Annotated in this window: 10 protein-coding genes and 1 pseudogene; 5 read left to right on the top strand and 6 right to left on the bottom strand. The window is 65.0% G+C overall.

Annotation, left to right across the window (positions count from 1 at the left end; translation table 11 throughout):
* The first annotated feature begins 8 nt into the window (after window positions 1–8).
* Window positions 9–725 (top strand): maleylpyruvate isomerase family mycothiol-dependent enzyme, encoded by a 717-nt coding sequence (locus tag ACNQS7_RS02720; protein ID WP_418011324.1) that lies wholly within the window; start codon window positions 9–11, stop codon window positions 723–725.
* A gap of 16 nt (window positions 726–741) precedes the next feature.
* Here ACNQS7_RS02720 and lipD read toward each other — a convergent pair whose 3' ends face one another.
* On the bottom strand, window positions 742–2,019 hold the full coding sequence (gene lipD / locus ACNQS7_RS02725) for a lipase LipD (RefSeq protein ID WP_418011325.1): 1,278 nt from the start codon (window positions 2,017–2,019) through the stop codon (window positions 742–744).
* Between the two features lie 65 nt (window positions 2,020–2,084).
* Window positions 2,085–3,191, bottom strand: coding sequence for a serine hydrolase domain-containing protein (locus ACNQS7_RS02730; protein ID WP_418011326.1), 1,107 nt, complete (start codon window positions 3,189–3,191; stop codon window positions 2,085–2,087).
* A 113-nt stretch (window positions 3,192–3,304) separates the two neighbouring features.
* On the opposite strand from ACNQS7_RS02730, the gene ACNQS7_RS02735 reads away from it, so the two are divergent.
* On the top strand, window positions 3,305–4,930 hold the full coding sequence (locus tag ACNQS7_RS02735) for an ABC-F family ATP-binding cassette domain-containing protein (RefSeq protein WP_418011327.1): 1,626 nt from the start codon (window positions 3,305–3,307) through the stop codon (window positions 4,928–4,930).
* Here ACNQS7_RS02735 and ACNQS7_RS02740 read toward each other — a convergent pair.
* Complete coding sequence (locus ACNQS7_RS02740; protein WP_418015856.1) at window positions 4,895–5,755, bottom strand: lysophospholipid acyltransferase family protein; 861 nt, start codon at window positions 5,753–5,755, stop codon at window positions 4,895–4,897. The genes ACNQS7_RS02735 and ACNQS7_RS02740 overlap by 36 nt on opposite strands.
* 99 nt (window positions 5,756–5,854) lie before the next feature.
* Between ACNQS7_RS02740 and ACNQS7_RS02745 the strand changes: the two genes are divergently transcribed.
* On the top strand, window positions 5,855–6,322 hold the full coding sequence (locus ACNQS7_RS02745) for an SRPBCC family protein (RefSeq protein WP_055578578.1): 468 nt from the start codon (window positions 5,855–5,857) through the stop codon (window positions 6,320–6,322).
* A gap of 26 nt (window positions 6,323–6,348) precedes the next feature.
* Here ACNQS7_RS02745 and ACNQS7_RS02750 read toward each other — a convergent pair whose 3' ends face one another.
* Together ACNQS7_RS02750 and ACNQS7_RS02755 are read right to left on the bottom strand one after the other, a co-directional pair.
* Window positions 6,349–7,512 carry an LLM class flavin-dependent oxidoreductase gene (locus ACNQS7_RS02750; RefSeq protein ID WP_418011328.1) on the bottom strand — a complete coding sequence of 388 codons (1,164 nt, stop codon included), beginning with the start codon at window positions 7,510–7,512 and terminating at the stop codon, window positions 6,349–6,351.
* A gap of 158 nt (window positions 7,513–7,670) precedes the next feature.
* Window positions 7,671–8,096 carry a hypothetical protein gene (locus ACNQS7_RS02755; RefSeq protein WP_418011329.1) on the bottom strand — a complete coding sequence of 142 codons (426 nt, stop codon included), beginning with the start codon at window positions 8,094–8,096 and terminating at the stop codon, window positions 7,671–7,673.
* Window positions 8,097–9,417: 1,321 nt separating this feature from the next.
* On the opposite strand from ACNQS7_RS02755, the gene ACNQS7_RS02760 reads away from it, so the two are divergent.
* Window positions 9,418–13,437, top strand: coding sequence for a PPE domain-containing protein (locus ACNQS7_RS02760; RefSeq protein ID WP_418011330.1), 4,020 nt, complete (start codon window positions 9,418–9,420; stop codon window positions 13,435–13,437).
* A 78-nt stretch (window positions 13,438–13,515) separates the two neighbouring features.
* Here the strand turns inward: ACNQS7_RS02760 and aceA are convergent, their stop codons facing one another.
* Complete coding sequence (aceA, locus tag ACNQS7_RS02765) at window positions 13,516–15,804, bottom strand: isocitrate lyase ICL2 (protein ID WP_418011331.1); 2,289 nt, start codon at window positions 15,802–15,804, stop codon at window positions 13,516–13,518.
* Window positions 15,805–16,063: 259 nt separating this feature from the next.
* Here aceA and ACNQS7_RS02770 point away from each other — a divergent pair.
* Window positions 16,064–16,437: pseudogene (locus tag ACNQS7_RS02770) on the top strand (hypothetical protein).
* Window positions 16,438–16,445: the final 8 nt, after the last annotated feature.

The following is a 16,445-nucleotide window of genomic DNA, read 5'->3' on the forward strand; positions in this document are numbered from 1 at the left end:
ATAAGCCGATGCAGACTGCCGACTATCTCCACGCGGTGCGGCGCGACGGCGATCGGATCATCGAGGTGGCCGGGGCGGGGCTGCACCGCGGCGTGCCGAGCTGCACCGGATGGACGGTCGCCGAATTGGTCTGGCATGTCGGCAACGTCCACACTTTCTGGCGACAGGTCGCAGCCGGCTCTGTCGCCGGGCCCGAGAGTTACCGCGAGCCTGCGCGACCCGACGAACAGGCCCTCGTGCAATGGTTTCGCGACGGTCTGCAGGAGACCGTCACCACGCTCAGCCGCATCCACCCCGAAGCCCCCGCGTGGACCTGGGGGCATCGTCAGAATGTGGGATTCGTCCAACGTCGCCTCGCGCATGAGACCGCGATCCACTGCTGGGATGCCGTCGGTGCGCTGGGTCGGGACGAGGCGGTGGAACCGCGGCTGGCCGCCGACGGTGTCGCGGAGTTTCTTGAGGAGGTGCTGCCTGGCATGTCCCGCGATCTCGACGGCCCGGTCCAGTCGATCCGACTGCAGTGCAACGACATTGATGGTGATTGGACTGTTCGCACCGGTGCCGGCGCATGCCGGCTGGTGCCAGACGGTCGCGTAGATGCCACCGTGCGCGCCACAGCGTCCGATTTGGTGTTACTGCTCTGGGGGCGCTGCCCGGTCGAGCGGCTGCGCGTCGGCGGAGACGTCGTGGCCCTGCGGCGTTTCCTGGCTCGCGGGGCCTTCTAGGACGCGCGCGAGAGTATTACTCGCCGGCCGCCGGCTCGTAGTCTCCCGAGTCCTGGTACGCCGCACCGAAATGCGGCACCTCGAGCGGGCCGTCCTTTTTCGCGGCGGTGACCGCGCTGGTCAGCAGCGGCGCCAGCCCGGCGAACGAGCCGACGTCGAACAACAGCAGCGTCAACAAGCGGTTGTGCACGTAGCCGAACGAACTGCCGGACTCCGGATCTGCCCAACCGACCGTCCCGCCCAGGCCGATGTGTCCGTATCCCTCCAAAAACCCTGGCACCGGCGATGATTGGTAGCCCTGGTGATAGGTGAAGGGCAGTCCCAGATTCAGATCCGGCCATAGCTCGGCCTTGCCCTTCATGCCGGCCACGGCCTCGGACGACAACAGCCGCGTGTCGTCGATGACACCGTCGTTCGCCAGCACCGCGTAGGTCTTGGCCAGGGCCCGCGCCGTCACCACGCCGTTGACTGCCGGCAGTTCGCCGTCCAGGAACGGCATGTCGTCCTGGAGCATCCCCATGATGCCGGGGAAGTAGATCGAGCCGAGCAGCCCGGAGAACGACAACCCGGCCACCTTCGGCGCAATGAAGTCCAGCAGCGGGGTGGGGATTTTGGCTTGCGGCAGCAATGTCTGCGCGGCCTTGGTCGGCGAATCGGCGGGCGGCCGGCCCAGGTGCAGTCCGTCGGTGTTCAGCGGGCGGGCCAGGTCTTCGCGGAACAGTTCGCGCATGCCCTTTCCGGTGACGGCGCGGGCCAGACCCGAGAGCAACCACCCGTAGGTGATCGCGTGGTACGCCGTCTTGCCGTGGGCGTGATCGACCGGGGCCGCCGCCAGTCGCTCCTCCATCTGGAGGTGATCCATGATGGTGTGCTTGTCGACACCCTTGAGGTGGGACAGGCCGGCGCGATGCCGCAGCACGTCGCTCACCGTGATCTCGGACTTGCCGTTGGCGCCGAACTCGGGCCAGTACTCGGCGACCGGGACATCGTAGGCCAGCAGACCGCGGTCGACGAGCATGTGAATGATGGTGGCCGCCAGGCCTTTTGTCGCGGAGAAAACCATGGCGCCGGTGTCCTCGGTCCAGGGCACCTTCCCCTTGCGATCCGAGTAGCCGGTCCATACGTCGACGACCGGTTTACCGTCGATATACACCGACAGACCGCCGCCCCCGAACATCTTCCCGGGGTAGAGCCCGGCGAACGCGCGAATGACATTCAGGAAGTGCGGATCGCACGCTCCCTGCACGCCGGACGGGAGGCCATTGTCGGTGGTGAGGACGGTCGCTTTCGGCATACCGTGCATGATTGCAGCCTCAGGGGCGCCCGGCGCACAGGATCGGCAATTTTCTGTCCGCGCCGTTACATCCAGATGCGGTCCAGCGCGTCGGCCAGGGCTTCGGGATCCTGTTTGTCGACATTGCAGCTGATCGCCACCGATGTGCGCCGGTCGCTGCTGACACGGAGTGCGGTGACGAACCCGGCCCACGCCCCGTCGTGGTCGAGCATCCCGTTGGCCAGCGAGTAGATGCCCGCGCCGTAGCGGTCGCCGCTTCCGGGCTCGGTCGGTACCGCTCCGGAGAGCTGCGCATCGAGGAGGCTCGGGCCGCCCACCTTGCCGGTGCGGTAATTGTCGGCCCAGCGGACCAGCTGGCTCGGGGTGGTCTGGATGCCGCCGTCGCCGACCTGCTCCCACTTAGAGTCGGCGGCCTGGTACTCGCCGGCCTGAGTTTCGGTGTAGGACAACGCTTTGGCGGGGATCTTCGCGATCGGGTCCATCACCATGGTCAGGCTCAGCGGCGTGAAGATTTCCGAGCTCAGGTAGTCCGGGAGTGGTTTGCCGGACAGCCGGTGCACGATCTCTCCGAGGAGCAGGTAGTTGGAGTTGGAGTACTCGAAGCGGGCGCCGGGCTTGAACACCAGCTCCGGCGCGCCCGCCAGGGCCCGCAGAGCCTGGGCCTCGGTGGTGCGGTCGGCGTAGCTGAAGCCCTGCTCCTGCAGTAGGCCGACGTAGTCGGGGATCCCGCTGGTGTGGTGCATCAGCTGCGCGAGAGTGACATTGGCGGCCCACGGGGGCATCTCCGGCAGGTACTGGGCGAGCGAATCCTCGACCGTCAGCTTTCCCGCGGCAGCCAGCAACAGGACGGCGGTAGCCGTGAATTGCTTGGATACCGAGGCGATGTCGAACACCGTTTCCGAGGTGATTTTCGCGCCGTTGTCGGTGTCGGACAGTCCCGCCACTCCGGTCCAGGCAACCTTTCCCTCGACGCCGACCGCGGCCGAGCAACCCGGCCCGTCGGGTTTGACGGCGGTATCCAGCACGTTCTGGCTGCTACCGGCCTTGACGACCGAGGTTGTGGTGGTAGTGGAACCCCCCTTGGGGCTGGACCCGGGGGGTGGATCAGTGCACGCGACCAGCGTCAGCGACAAGAGCAGCGGGGATGCCACCGAACAGAAAATCGTTTGCATGCCGTGGGCCAGAGTTGTTAGGAATGCAGCCATGGACGGGAGCAACGACATCTCAGCGTGAGCTTCGGCTCGCATTCCGTTGTCACATTCCTTCCGCACCTGAGGATCCGTCCATGTCTGTTTCGTGTTCGAATCTGTCTTTTTCGTGGCCGGACGGCACCAACGTTTTCCAGGACGTCTCGTTCGCTTTCGACCACGGCCGCACTGGTCTCGTCGCACCCAACGGTGCGGGAAAGACTACGCTGCTCAAGCTGATCGCCGGCCGCCTTCCACCGGACCGAGGCAGCGTGTCTGTGCGCGGCGTGACCGCCTACCTTTCCCAGGACTTGCCCTACACCCCGGAACTCACGGTGGCCGAGGTTCTCGGCGTCGCCCGAGTGCTGGCGGCACTGGACGCGCTGGACGGCGGCGACGTCCGTGACGAGGTCTTCACCACCGTCGGTGACGACTGGGACATCGCCGAACGCGTTGCCGCCGAGCTGGATCGCTTTGGGCTGGGCCATATTACGCTGGACCGACGGCTGGACAGCATTTCCGGCGGGGAGATCGTGGCGCTGGGCCTGGCGGCCCAGCTGTTGCAGCGGCCCGATGTGCTGCTGCTGGACGAACCCACCAACAACCTCGACCTGGCCGGTCGCCGCCGGCTTTATCGCGTCCTCGACGACTACCGCGGTTGTCTGGTGGTGGCGAGCCACGACCGGTTGCTGCTGGAGCGGATGGACCGGATCGCGGAGTTGTCCCCGAACGAGATCCGCTGCTATGGAGGGAATTACACGTTCTATGAACAGGTGTTGCGGCAGCAGCGGGATGCCGCCGAACAACAGCTGCGCAGCGCGGAACTCGACCTCAAGCGCCAACAGCGCGACCGGCAGAAGGCCCGCGAACGTGCCGCCCGGCGCGCCGGCAATGCGGTGCGCAACCGCCAGCAGCTGGGACTGCCCAAAGCTTTGCTGGACAAGCGCGAAAGCAGTGCCGAGCAGTCCGCCGGGAAGTCGGATCACCTGCACGCGGCACGCGTGGAAGCGGCCGGCGTCCGTGTCGACGAGGCCAGTCGTGCGCTGCGTGAGCAGTCGCGGATCGTCGTCGATCTGCCGGATACCCGGGTGCCTGCCGGCCGGACGATCTTCACCGGAACCGCCATCCAGGTTCGGCGCGGCGGTGCGCCGCTGTTCGCCGGCAACGGCGTCGACCTCACCATCCGAGGTCCGGAACGTCTCGCCCTGACCGGGCCCAACGGCGCCGGAAAGTCGACCTTGTTACGCGCGATGGCCGGCCAGATACCCGCGCAGGGCGCTGTGAGCGGGCACGGTCACATTGTGTACCTGTCGCAGCGGCTTGACCTACTAGACCCGGATTCGTCCGTGGCCGAAAACCTCGCCCGGTTCGCGCCGGGCATGCCACAGACCGATCGGTTGACGCGGCTCGCGCGCTTTCTGTTCCCCGGCGTGCGGGCCCATCAAGCGGTGGCGACGCTGTCAGGTGGCGAGAAGTTGCGTGCCACTTTGGCCTGCCTGCTCAGTGCGGAGCCGGCGCCCCAGCTGCTGCTGCTGGATGAACCGACCAACAACCTCGACCTTCCCAGTGTCGCCCAATTGCAGAGCGCGCTGGCCTCCTACCAGGGCGCCTTCGTCGTCGTCAGTCACGACCGTCGGTTCCTGGAAGAGCTGAACCCCGACCGCTGGTTGCGACTGTCCGGCGGCCAACTAACTGTCGGAGCGCAGCAGCCGTCCGACGAGTGACCGGTTCGGGTCGGCTTCGCGCTCGGCGAGCATCAACTCGATGCCGTGTTCGACCGCCGCCGCGGTGCGTTCGCGGACCTTGCGTGCGGCGTTGTCGTTGGCTTCCTGCCCGCTGAATTCCGTGGTGTCGATCGGCTCCCCGAACCAGTAGTACTGGCGCTCGGGCCGAGGCACCGGCGTCAATCCGACACCACGGACCAACGGCGGCCCGTCGGGCGTGCCGAGCAGCTTCTCGGTCAGGAATTTCATCGGCGCCATCAGCGGCGACTCGTTGTCCAGCACAATATCGATCCCGTGCTCGGCGCCCACCGAGGCGAACGGGACGATCGGATATCCGAATTGAATGGCCAAGCGCGCGAAGCCGAGTCGGTTCTTCCAGACCAACTTGTACTGCTCGTTCTTGAGTTTGTTGACCTCGCGGCCGCCACCGGGGAACACCATCACCAGCTCGCCGCGGCGCATCAGCTCGGACGCGTTTTCGCGGGTGCCGTCCACGACGCCCATCCGGGTCAGCGCATCGCCCCAGCCGGGGACTTTGAAGTGCGCGTGGTCGCCCAGGGATCGGACCATCCTCCCCCGCTCCCACAGCTCGGCTGCCAGCAACGGAGCGTCCACCATGCCGAGTGTGTTGTGATTGCCCACCAGCAGGGCACGTTCGGTTGGTACGTTGTCGATGCCGTAGACCTTGGGCTTGATCAGCTTTCGCAGCGGCTTGATCAGGTTCAGCGCCGCTGCGACGTCGGCCTTGGTGGGGGTGGGCGGAACGGATACGGTGTCGGCGTTTGGCACACCGAGAGTATGCCTCCGTGCGGGGTTGCGCGGAATCGTTTTGGCCGGTCAGATCCCCGGCGGGAACGGCGCGCACCGGCCCGGTAGGGTACCCGGCAGCACAGTCTCGGGCAGTCGTCACGGTGGGAGTCAGGCATGTCGGGTCGTAAGTTCACGTTCGAGGTCAACAAGACCACCAGCGCTCCGCCTGCGACGGTGTTCCGGTTGGTGGCCGACGGCGGCAACTGGTCGTCCTGGGCGAAGCCGATCGTTGTTTCCTCGAGCTGGGTACGGCAGGGAAACCCGGCGCCGGGCGGAGTCGGCGCGATCCGCAAACTGGGCATGTTTCCCGTGTTCGTGCAGGAGGAGACCGTCGAGTACGAGCAGGATCGTCGACACGTCTACAAGCTGGTGGGCTCACCGCAGCCCGCGAAGGACTATCAGGGCGAGGTAGTGCTCACCCCGACCCCGTCGGGTGGCACCGACATCCGCTGGAGCGGGTCGTTCACCGAGAAGGCTCGCGGGACCGGGCCGGCGGTCCGGGCAGCGATGGGCGGCGCGGTCAAGTTCTTTGCCGGCAAGCTGGTGCAGGCCGCCGAGCGTGAAGCCGGGACTGCGCGATAACCGTTCGGGCGCAGGCGTTTTCGTCGTTAGTTCGCAGACAGCTCGTCCTGGTACTTCTTGGTCATGTGCTCGATCGCCTGCAGCTGAGTGGCGGCCAGATCGTCGCGCATCTCGGTCGCGCGCGCGGCGGCATCGATCGTCGGCTGTGCCTGGCCCTGGAAATGCGGCATCACTTCGGCGGCGAACAGTTCGGCCGAGCGCCTGGTCGCGGCCGGATTCGCCCACTCGTGGCCCATCTGCAGCATGCAGCCGAAGCCGCCTGACTGATCCCACAGCCGCTGCACCTGTTCGCGGGCCCGTTCGGGCGTGCCGATCACCCCGGCGCCGTTGTCGTTGATCATGTCGATCATCTCGTCGAGCCGATCCCCCGCCATCGTCATCTGCGGGAAGGCGGCGACCTTCTGGAAGTAACGGAACCAGGGCTCGATGCCGAATTTGACGTCGGCGCGGGCCTGTTCGTCGGTCTCGGCGATGTGCATCGGCCCGACCAGGCTCCAGTTGCTCCGATCCACCTGAGTGCCGAACGCTTTGGCTCGTTCCTCCACAATTCCCCAGTGGTAGGCCAGCGCGTCGAAGCCTTCGATCGTCAGCGTGGCGCCGATCGACAGGAGGCCGATGCCGTGCTTGCCGGCCAGCCGCGCACCAGTCGGCGATGCGACCGCCGCCACCGCCAGCGGAATTCCCCCGGCGGTGTACGGAGCCAGCTGCAGTTTCGCGTCGTAGAGCTGGTGGGTGGCGGTCTTGGCGGAGACGGTCTCCCCTGCCAATAACCGGACGACGATGTCGAGGTTGGTTTCCAGCAGTTCGCGGGTGTCGGTGGGAGTGAGCCCGATCATCGACGAATCGGTGGGCAGCGAGCCCGGCCCGACTCCGCCGATGATGCGGCCGTGTGTGAGGTGGTCGAGCAGCATCAGCCGGTCGGCAACCCAGAGCGGGTTGTGATACGACAGCGAGATCACGCCGGTGCCGAATCGAATTCGCTTGGCGCGCTGGGCCGCTGCGCCGATGAACACCTCCGGTGAGCTGATGATCTCGCTGCCGGCGGAGTGATGTTCGCCGATCCACGCCTCGTCGAAACCGAGGGCGTCGAGGTGCTCGACGAATTCCAGGTCACGTTGCAGGGCGAGCGTCGGGTTGGTGCCGGCGCGGTGGAATGGGGCGATGAAGTATCCGAACCTGAGCTTCGTCATTGGGGCTCCCTTGCGATCGGTTCTTCCCGAACACTAGCCCGATGACGACGCGCACCGGAACGGTGGGCTGAGGAGTCGTTTATCCGGGACCCGCAGACCAAAAACGAGGACCGGGTTGCCCCGGTCCTCGTCTTGGAATCGTCAGTCGCGGCGCGCGATCACGGAATGCTGCCGCAGATGTTGCCGACGCAGCCGCCGCCGCCGCCCGGTCCGCCGCTGCCACCGCCGACACCGGGGATGCTGCCACCGCCGCCACCGGGACCACCGCCGCCGGTCGGGCCGCCCGGGATGCTACCGCCGCCGCCACCGGGTCCGCCGCCTCCGGTGGGCCCACCGGGAACACTTCCGCCGCCGCCATTGGGGCCGCCGGTGCCGCTCGGTCCGGGTGCGCCACCGGGCTGGGTTTCCGAAGGCGCCGCACCGCTGGAGGGAACGGTGCTGGACACGGTCGTCTGAGTCGTCGACGACGACGGGGTTGTGCTGCTGCTCGGCCCCTTGTTATCTCCGCCGCCACACGCGACGGCCATGAGGAGCATGGCTCCACCGCCGAAGGTTGCGAGGGTAGTTCTAGCTCCAGTTCTCATCAGCGTTACCAATCTCCACTCTCGTCTTGCGTCTTGCAGGGATGCCTGAGCCGCATACCCCGTAACCAGCGGGTGGAAACTGCTTGGGCGACGAAGGCTCGGGCCGAGTCAGCTGGTGCGCGGTGGTTCCGGGTTTATGCGACGGCATGCGAATCCGCTCAGCCGTGTGTGGGAATTAGGTGTTAATCAATTATGTGGAACGTTTTGGTTCTTGACTGTGATTTTCACGCGCCCGCCGAGAACATCGGCGAGCGGGCGAAAGGTGTTCAGCCTCAACCGAAATGGGTCGCCGAGTGTAAGTTCGTTGGACATGATTACGGCCTGCGGCAATCCACCGTTGCCTTTGTCAAGCAGTTGACCATTAGCGCCAAAGTTTTAATAACGAAATGATAACGATAGGACAGTCATCCGTGACGGCGACAGATGTCTGATCGTCGTCGCCTCTCTTCCGTACATGGCACGACGACGACCGTGCGGCGAAGGACTGCGGGGCGTCGAGAGTGAGCGAATCCCGGTGTGGGTGCCGACTCAATCCCGCTGAGCGATGCGACTAGAGAGGTCGACGATGAACTACGCGTTGATGCCCCCGAGGCGAACTCGGCTCTGGTCTATCCGGTGCCGGGTCGGGTCCCACGCTGGCAGCCGCAGGAACTGTGCACGTGGAACCCCAACGCCGGTGCATTGGACCTGGGCCCTGAACAGTTCCGTCTGAGGCATCGCCAACGCGGGCAACCAACCTGTCGGTCTTTTCTTCCGGGCCATCTCCTGGGCCCCAGCAGGGGTCGGGCGCACGTCCCGACGTGTCTCTGCTCTTTGCCGTGTTTTCGCCTCCTGTGCGCCGCGATCGCTGTAGGCTGCGGAACCGGGGCAGGGGTTCCAGCGCCGGCGCGGAAATTCGGTGCGTTGCTGTTTTGCGTTGCTGGACGGGATTTCCGCCTATACGTGACGGTCCAATCGTTCGTATGAGCCTTTCTTTGAACGGCGCGTGCCATTTTGTCGCGGTGCCCGCCCACGACAAGTTGTCCTCGAAAACTCTTTGGCCTCTGGGAATCTCGAGCCCTCGGCTTGACATCCAACTTCTGATAAGTGCGGCGAGGTGCTCGTGTAAAGCAAATTGGCAATCGCTGGATGGCAACATAACGAAAAGATAACGGTTTCATCACGCCTAGATAAATCCGATATCTTGGCTCATCCGGCGTCCGCTAGCTTGACCGCTACGAGACGAGTTTGACAGCAACCGCGGGGTTCGGGCCCTTGGCGGTTGTATCGCTCCTCTTTGGCGAGTTGCCAACTTAAGCGATGCCACCTGAGAGGTCGGACCATGAGTTTTTTTGTGCTGCCACCAGAGATCAACTCCGCGTTGATATTCGCGGGCGCGGGAACGGAGCCGATGCTGGCCGCTGCCTCCGCCTGGGCGGGCCTGGCCGACGAGTTGGCCTCGGCCGCAGATTCTTTCAGAACAGTGACCTCGAGTTTGGTCAGCTCGTCATGGCAAGGTCCGGCAGCATCCGCGATGGCTGCCGCCGCTGCCCCTTATGCGGGCTGGCTCAGTGCGGCGGCCTCGCAGGCCGGACGGTCGGCGGCACAGGCCGGTGTGATGGCGGCGGAGTTCGACGCGGTTCGATCGGCGATGGTCCATCCCGAGTTAATCGTCGCCAACCGCAATCAGTTTGTGTCGCTGGTGCTGTCGAACATCTTCGGCCAGAACGCTCCCGCGATCGCGGGCGCCGAGGCGCTCTATGAGGAGATGTGGGCGCTGGATGTGTCGGCGATGTCGGCCTACCACGCCGGTGCCTCGGCAGTGGCGTCCGCGTTGGCGCCGTTTGCTCAGCCGCTGCAGGCGCTGGCCGGCGGCATTCCCGCCGCCGCTGCAACGCCGGGGGTCACGCCGGACAGCTTCCTCAACGCCAACCTCGGCCTTGCCAACCTCGGCGCCTCGAACGTCGGTAACGGGAACTCCGGCCAGAACAACGTGGGTGGCGGCAACCTCGGAAATCTCAACTTCGGTTGGGGCAACGCCGGTGTCTCGAACCTCGGCTTCGCGAACCTCGGTAACGGCAACTTCGGCCTGGGCAACCTGGGCAACAGCAACTTCGGCTTCGGCAACCTAGGTTCCGGCAACTTCGGCTTCGGCAACAGCGGTACCGGCAATATCGGCATTGGACTGACGGGTACCGGCCAGATCGGCATCGGTGGATTGAACTCGGGCACCGGAAACCTCGGCCTGTTCAACTCCGGCAACGGCAACATCGGCTTCTTCAACTCGGGCAACGGCAACTTCGGCATTGGCAACGCCGGCAACTTCAACACCGGACTGTGGAGCCCAGGCTCGGCTAACTCTGGCTTCCTCAATGCCGGTTCGTTCAACAGCGGAATCTTCAACGTCGGCGACGCAAACACCGGCAACGTGAATATCGGCAGCTTCAACATGGGCAGCTTCAACCCGGGCGCGTCCAATACCGGTTCGTTCAACACCGGCGGAATCAACACTGGCTTCCTCAACGCGGGCAGTCTCAACACCGGCATTCTGAACATCGGCGACATGAACAACGGCCTTTTCAACACCGGCCAGGCCAACAACGGTGTCTTCTTCCGAGGTGTTAACCAGGGCAGCTTTCACGTCGCTATCACTACGCCTGATCTGACGTTGCCGCCCCTCGAGATCCCGGGATTCTCGATCCCGGCTTTGGATCTGCCGACGGCCAGTTTGCCTGGAGTGACGATCCCCTCGTTCTCGATTCCGGCTGGGACGGCGTTGGGGGCGTTTGATCTGCCGACGTTGAGTATCCCGTCGCTGAATGTGCCGTCGTTCTCGATTCCGGCGGGGACGGCGTTGGGTGCGTTCAACCTGGGGACATTGAGCATTCCCTCGGTCACGGTGCCGTCGTTCTCGATTCCGGCGGGCACGGCGCTCGGTGCGTTCAACCTGCCCACGCTGAGTGTCCCGGGCATCGACATCCCCTCGTTCTCGATTCCGGCGGGGACGGCGTTGGGTGCGTTCAACCTGGGGACGCTGAGTATCCCGTCGGTGACCGTCCCGTCGTTCTCGATCCCCGCTGGCACCGCACTGGGGTCCTTCGATCTGCCGACGTTGAGTATTCCGTCGTTGAATGTGCCGTCGTTCTCGATTCCGGCGGGGACGGCGTTGGGTGCGTTTGATTTGCCGACGTTGAGTATTCCGTCGTTAACCGTCCCGTCGTTCTCGATCCCCGCTGGCACCGCACTGGGGTCCTTCGATCTGCCGACGTTGAGTATTCCGTCGTTGAATGTGCCGTCGTTCTCGATTCCGGCCGGGACGGCGTTGGGTGCGTTCAACCTGCCGACACTGAGCGTTCCGTCGTTCACCGTCCCGTCATTCTCAATTCCGGCGGGGACAGCCCTGGGTGCGTTCGACCTTCCCGCTTTGAGCATTCCGTCGTTGAATGTGCCGTCGTTGACGATTCCGGCGGGGACGGCGTTAGGTGCGTTCAATCTGCCGGCGCTGAGTATCCCGGGTATCGACATTCCGTCGTTCACAATCCCGGCGGGTACGGCGTTGGGGGCATTCAACTTGCCCACCCTGAGCATCCCCTCGTTCGCCGTGCCGTCGTTCACCATCCCGGCCGGCACCACGCTTGGCGCCTTTGATCTACCTGCCTTACGCACGCCGCCTATTACGGTCGGCGGCATCACCACGGGTACGTTCTATACGCCCGGCATATCGACAGTCCAAAACTCCGGCGTGATCACCCTACCCTCGTTCACCCTGAACGGCGTTTCGGTCAACAACATTATTCTATTTATTCCCAACAACATCGCTGCCCTGCAAACGATTGTGAATGGCGTGTGGCCGCAAATCGGCGGCAACTACCAATCCGGTTGGACGACGCTCCCGCCGTACCAGCCCGTGTACTCCAACGCGCCGCCGGCCTATCTGAGCACGGGCTCCATCACCATCGGTGGCGGCCAGATCAATGGTTTCGGATTCTCCCTTCCAAGGCTCGCCGTAGACGGCTTCACGCTCCCGACTTTCACCATTCCTGGAATCGACATAAGTCCGATACACGTCGATGGGTTTGCTCTGCCGCAGATCACTACCCCGACGTTCGCCACTCCGAGGCTGGACATCGGCCGGATTGGTTTGGGGGCGTTTGCGTTGCCGGACATCACCACCGCCGCCTTCTCGACGCCGCCGTTGACGATCAACCCCATCGGGGCGAGCAACTTCGCGCTGCCGGATATCACGACACCGGCCTTCGCCACGCCGCCGTTGGAGATCGGCCGGATCGGTCTGAGCGGCTTCGCGTTACCGGATATCACCACGCCGACGTTCACCACCCCGCCGTTGGAGATCGGTCGGATCGGGTTGGGCGGGTTCACGTTGCCGGATATCACGACGCCGGCGTTCTCGACGCCGCCGTTGGAGATCGGTCGGATCGGGTTGGGCGCGTTCACGTTGCCGGATATCACGACGCCGGCGTTCTCGACGCCGCCGTTGGAGATCGGTCGGATCGGGTTGGGCGGGTTCACGTTGCCGGATATCACGACGCCGGCGTTCTCGACGCCGCCGTTGGAGATCGGTCGGATCGGCCTCGGTGGGTTCACGTTGCCGGATATCACGACGCCGACCTTCACCACGCCGCCGTTGGAGATCGGTCGGATCGGGTTGGGTGGCTTTACGTTGCCCGATATCACGACCCCGGCGTTCTCGACGCCGCCGTTGGAGATCGGCCGGATTGGGTTGGGCGCGTTCACGTTGCCGGATATCACCACCCCGGCGTTCACTACCCCGCCGTTGGAGATCGGTCGGATCGGACTGGGCGCCTTCACATTGCCCGATATCACCACCCCGGCGTTCTCGACGCCGCCGTTGGAGATCGGTCGGATCGGGTTGGGCGCCTTCACCCTGCCGGACCTCACCACGGTGCAATTCTCGACGCCGCCGATTACCATCCCGCCGATCGGTCTGTCCTCTTTCAACACGCCACCACTGGTCATCCCGAGCATCCATCTGCCCAGCACATTGATCGCCGAATTCGACATTCCGCCGGCACCGGGCTATCTCAACTCGAGCATCGGGCCGTCATCGGGCTTCTTCAACTCCGGCGCCGGCGGCAACTCCGGGTTAGGCAACAACGGTGCAGGGCTGTCTGGTTGGTACAACTCGAATGGTCCGGGCCTGACGGGTGGCTCGGGTTTCCAGAACTGGGGCGGCCTGATCTCGGCCGTGAGCAACTTCGGCAGCGGCGTATCGGGCTTCGCGAACACCGGCGTCCTGGACCTCGCAGTGCGCAGCTTCGTCTCAGGTTTTGCCAATGTCGGCAACAACCTGTCGGGTCTGTTCTTCCGCGGGACGACGTAAAGGGCTTTAGACGCAATTCGCGCCTGTCCGCTCGGGCAGGCGCGAATCGCGTTGTGCGGAATAGAGACTCGGCGGATGTCAGTCCTCTTTGAGGACCAGCTTCCGCAGCGCCACCCGATCCGGGTTCAGCAGCTCCTCGATGCGCGGCTTGTTGACGTCGGCGACGATGATCTCGCCGACCTCCTGGTAGACCTCGCTGAAGATGCCGTGCGACTTCATCTTCTCGGTCTGGTACTGGTTGTCCTCGGTCGGCGTCACGTAATAAACGGCGTCAGCCTTGAACCGGTGCACCAGCCAGAGATGAATCAGGGTCATCAGCCGCTTCTGCCGCAGCTTCTCGGCGAAGGTGTTCTGGTCGCGCACCTGCAGGATGCTGCGGCCATGCCGGTCCTTGATCGGGTCGACGACAACGTTGGCCAACTGCTCGTCGCCCTCGCCATAGATCCCCAGCTCCAGCACGTCCGAGCCGGCGCGGCGGGGCCGCAGGGTGACCCGCAATTTCTCGCCCAGCTGGTAGTGCTCGCTCCACAACGCCAGCCACTCCTCCAGCAGCTTCTTGGGCACCTCGGTCTGCACCAAGTGCTGGTGCTGAGTGGAGCCCTTGCCCATGGACTTCGTCGTCGCCGTGCGACCCGACGACGCGGCCAGCGCCGCGTCGCTGCGCGGTCCGCCGACCAGGGTCTGCGGGGTGCGGTAGGGCGACTCGACCAGACGCATCTTGCGCTGCAGGCGGGCCAGCGCCAGCATGCCGTCCTGCCTGAGGTTGGTCGCGAACTCCTCGGCGGCGACGCCGTCGATCTGGTGCCCGCCGTAGGTGATGAAGTTGAAGACGAAGCCCATTTTGCCGAGTTCGACCGGGAACTGCCGCATCTCGTCGTCGGTCATCCCGGTGGTGTCCCAGTTGAACGACGGCGAGAGGTTGTAGGCGAGCATCTGATCGGGGAACACGGCGTGGATCGCCTCGGCGAACTGGCGCGCATCGGCCAGGTCGGCGGTCTTGGTCTCCATCCAGAGGATGTCGGCAAAGGGCGCGGCGGCCAGGGACTTGGCGATCGCGTAGGGGATGCCGCCGCGAATCTGGTAGTAGCCCTCCGGAGTCTTGGCCAGCTCGCAATCCCAGCTGGCGTCGGCGCCGAGCTCCTTGGCCTTGGCCCGTGCAGCGTAGAGCGATGCGGTGGCGGCGAATTCCCGCCATTCCGCGGGGCTCATGCCGGAGGGTTCGCCTTCGCTCTCGCCGAACTCGAGCTTCTCGGCCACCGCTTCGCCGTAGGTCATCACGCCGGCGGCGTCCTCCCAGGCGGCAACGAACTTCGACTCGACCTCGTCGTACGCGTCGTCGATCGACAGGTCCGCGCTGTCGCGCCACTTGTTGATGGCGTCGGTGACGAGGTCCAGAATGCCCTGGCGCTCCAGCCAGGCATTGGCGGCCGCGTATTCGCCGTCGCTGAGCGCATACAGCAGGTGGCCGTTGATCTCCTCGACGCCCGAGTCATAGAAGCGACGCATCATCGCCAGGAAACAGCTCTTGTACGACGGGATGCTCAGGTTGGTCGCACCGAGCAGGAACGGCTGGTCGCGCTCGTCGCCGCGGCTGTCGATGAGATTCGCGGCTTCGGCGTCGGTGCGGGCCACAATGATTCCGGGCACCCGCATGATGTCCAGCTGGAAGCGGGCGGCGTTGAGTCGCTTGATCTGTTCGTCCGACGGCACCAGAACCTTGCCGCCCTGGTGTCCACACTTCTTGGTGCCCGGGCGCTGATCTTCGATGTGGTATCCGGGCACGCCGACTTCGACGAAACGCCGAATCAGGTTGCGCACGTGCGGATCACCGCCGTGGCCCGTGTCGGCATCGGCAATGATGAACGGCCGGAAGTCGTAGCGGGTGGCCGTCGCCCGCTGCCGCTCGGTCATGTTGAGCCGCTGGTACTCCTGATTGCGGTCGGCGGTGAGCAGCGCACGCACCAGCACGGCGGCATCGTCGGGCACCTGGCTGAGCGGATAGCTCGCCAGGTCGGGTCCCGGGTCCTCGGTGGTGGAACCCTTGGCGGAGGTGGCCCAGCCGCCGAGGTAGATCCCCTCGATACCCATCCGCTTCATGCTCACGGCCTGGCCCGGCGAGTACGGGCCGAAGGTGGTGATGCTCTTCTGCTCGGCATACAACTCGCGCAGGCGCTCGAAGAACGCGGCGGCCGCTTCGCGCGCCACCGTGTAGTCGGTGGGGATCGTGCCGCGCTGCTCGACGACCTGCCGGGCGGTATAGAGACGGGTGATGCCCTTGAACCGCGAACTCTCGAAGTACCGCTGGGTGGCGGCGACATCCTGCTCGAACGGTGATTGGACCGCGTTGTCCGTTTCAGCGATGGCCATGGCCTTCCGCTCCTCCTAAGCCCCGGTTCCCCTGACGCAGTGAGTGTATGCCCACCGGGAGTGAGCTAGATCACCGGCTGAGCCTTGGCAGCCCGGCCGCGGGCGGTGCCGAACGGGTCGGCAGCTGCCACTGAGGACGCCACCGTGGCTCCGGCGCTGAGTCAACGCCGAAGCCGTTCTCGTGCAACGGATTTTGTATTCAAACCGGCGGTCCGGGAAACCATCGCCGGGTCGGCCGGTCAGGCGTACCGTCACATCTGTGCAGACAGAATTGCGCTTTGACCGGTGGTATCGACCGTTGGCGGTAGCTGTCGGGCTCGGGCCCAAGAACACCGAACTGCGGATCGAGGGCGGCAACCTCCACGTCAAGATGGGATGGGCGTTCACCGCCGATATTCCCTTGTCGTCGATCAAGACCGCCGAGGTGAGCAACGAGCGGTTTTCACCGCCGGCGTGCACGTCATGGGATCTCGCTGGCTGGTCAACGGCTCGCGCCAGGGTCTGGTCCAGCTGACGATGGATCCCCCGGTACCGGCCAGTGTCTGGTGGAAGTCGATCACCCTGAAAGTACTGGTGCTCAGCGTCACCGATCCTGACGCTCTGATCGCCGCGTGTATCGCGCCTGCGCGTTGACCCGCTCT

The sequence above is a fragment of the Mycobacterium sp. 23 genome (assembly GCF_048287075.1).
GTDB lineage: Bacteria > Actinomycetota > Actinomycetes > Mycobacteriales > Mycobacteriaceae > Mycobacterium > Mycobacterium gordonae_B.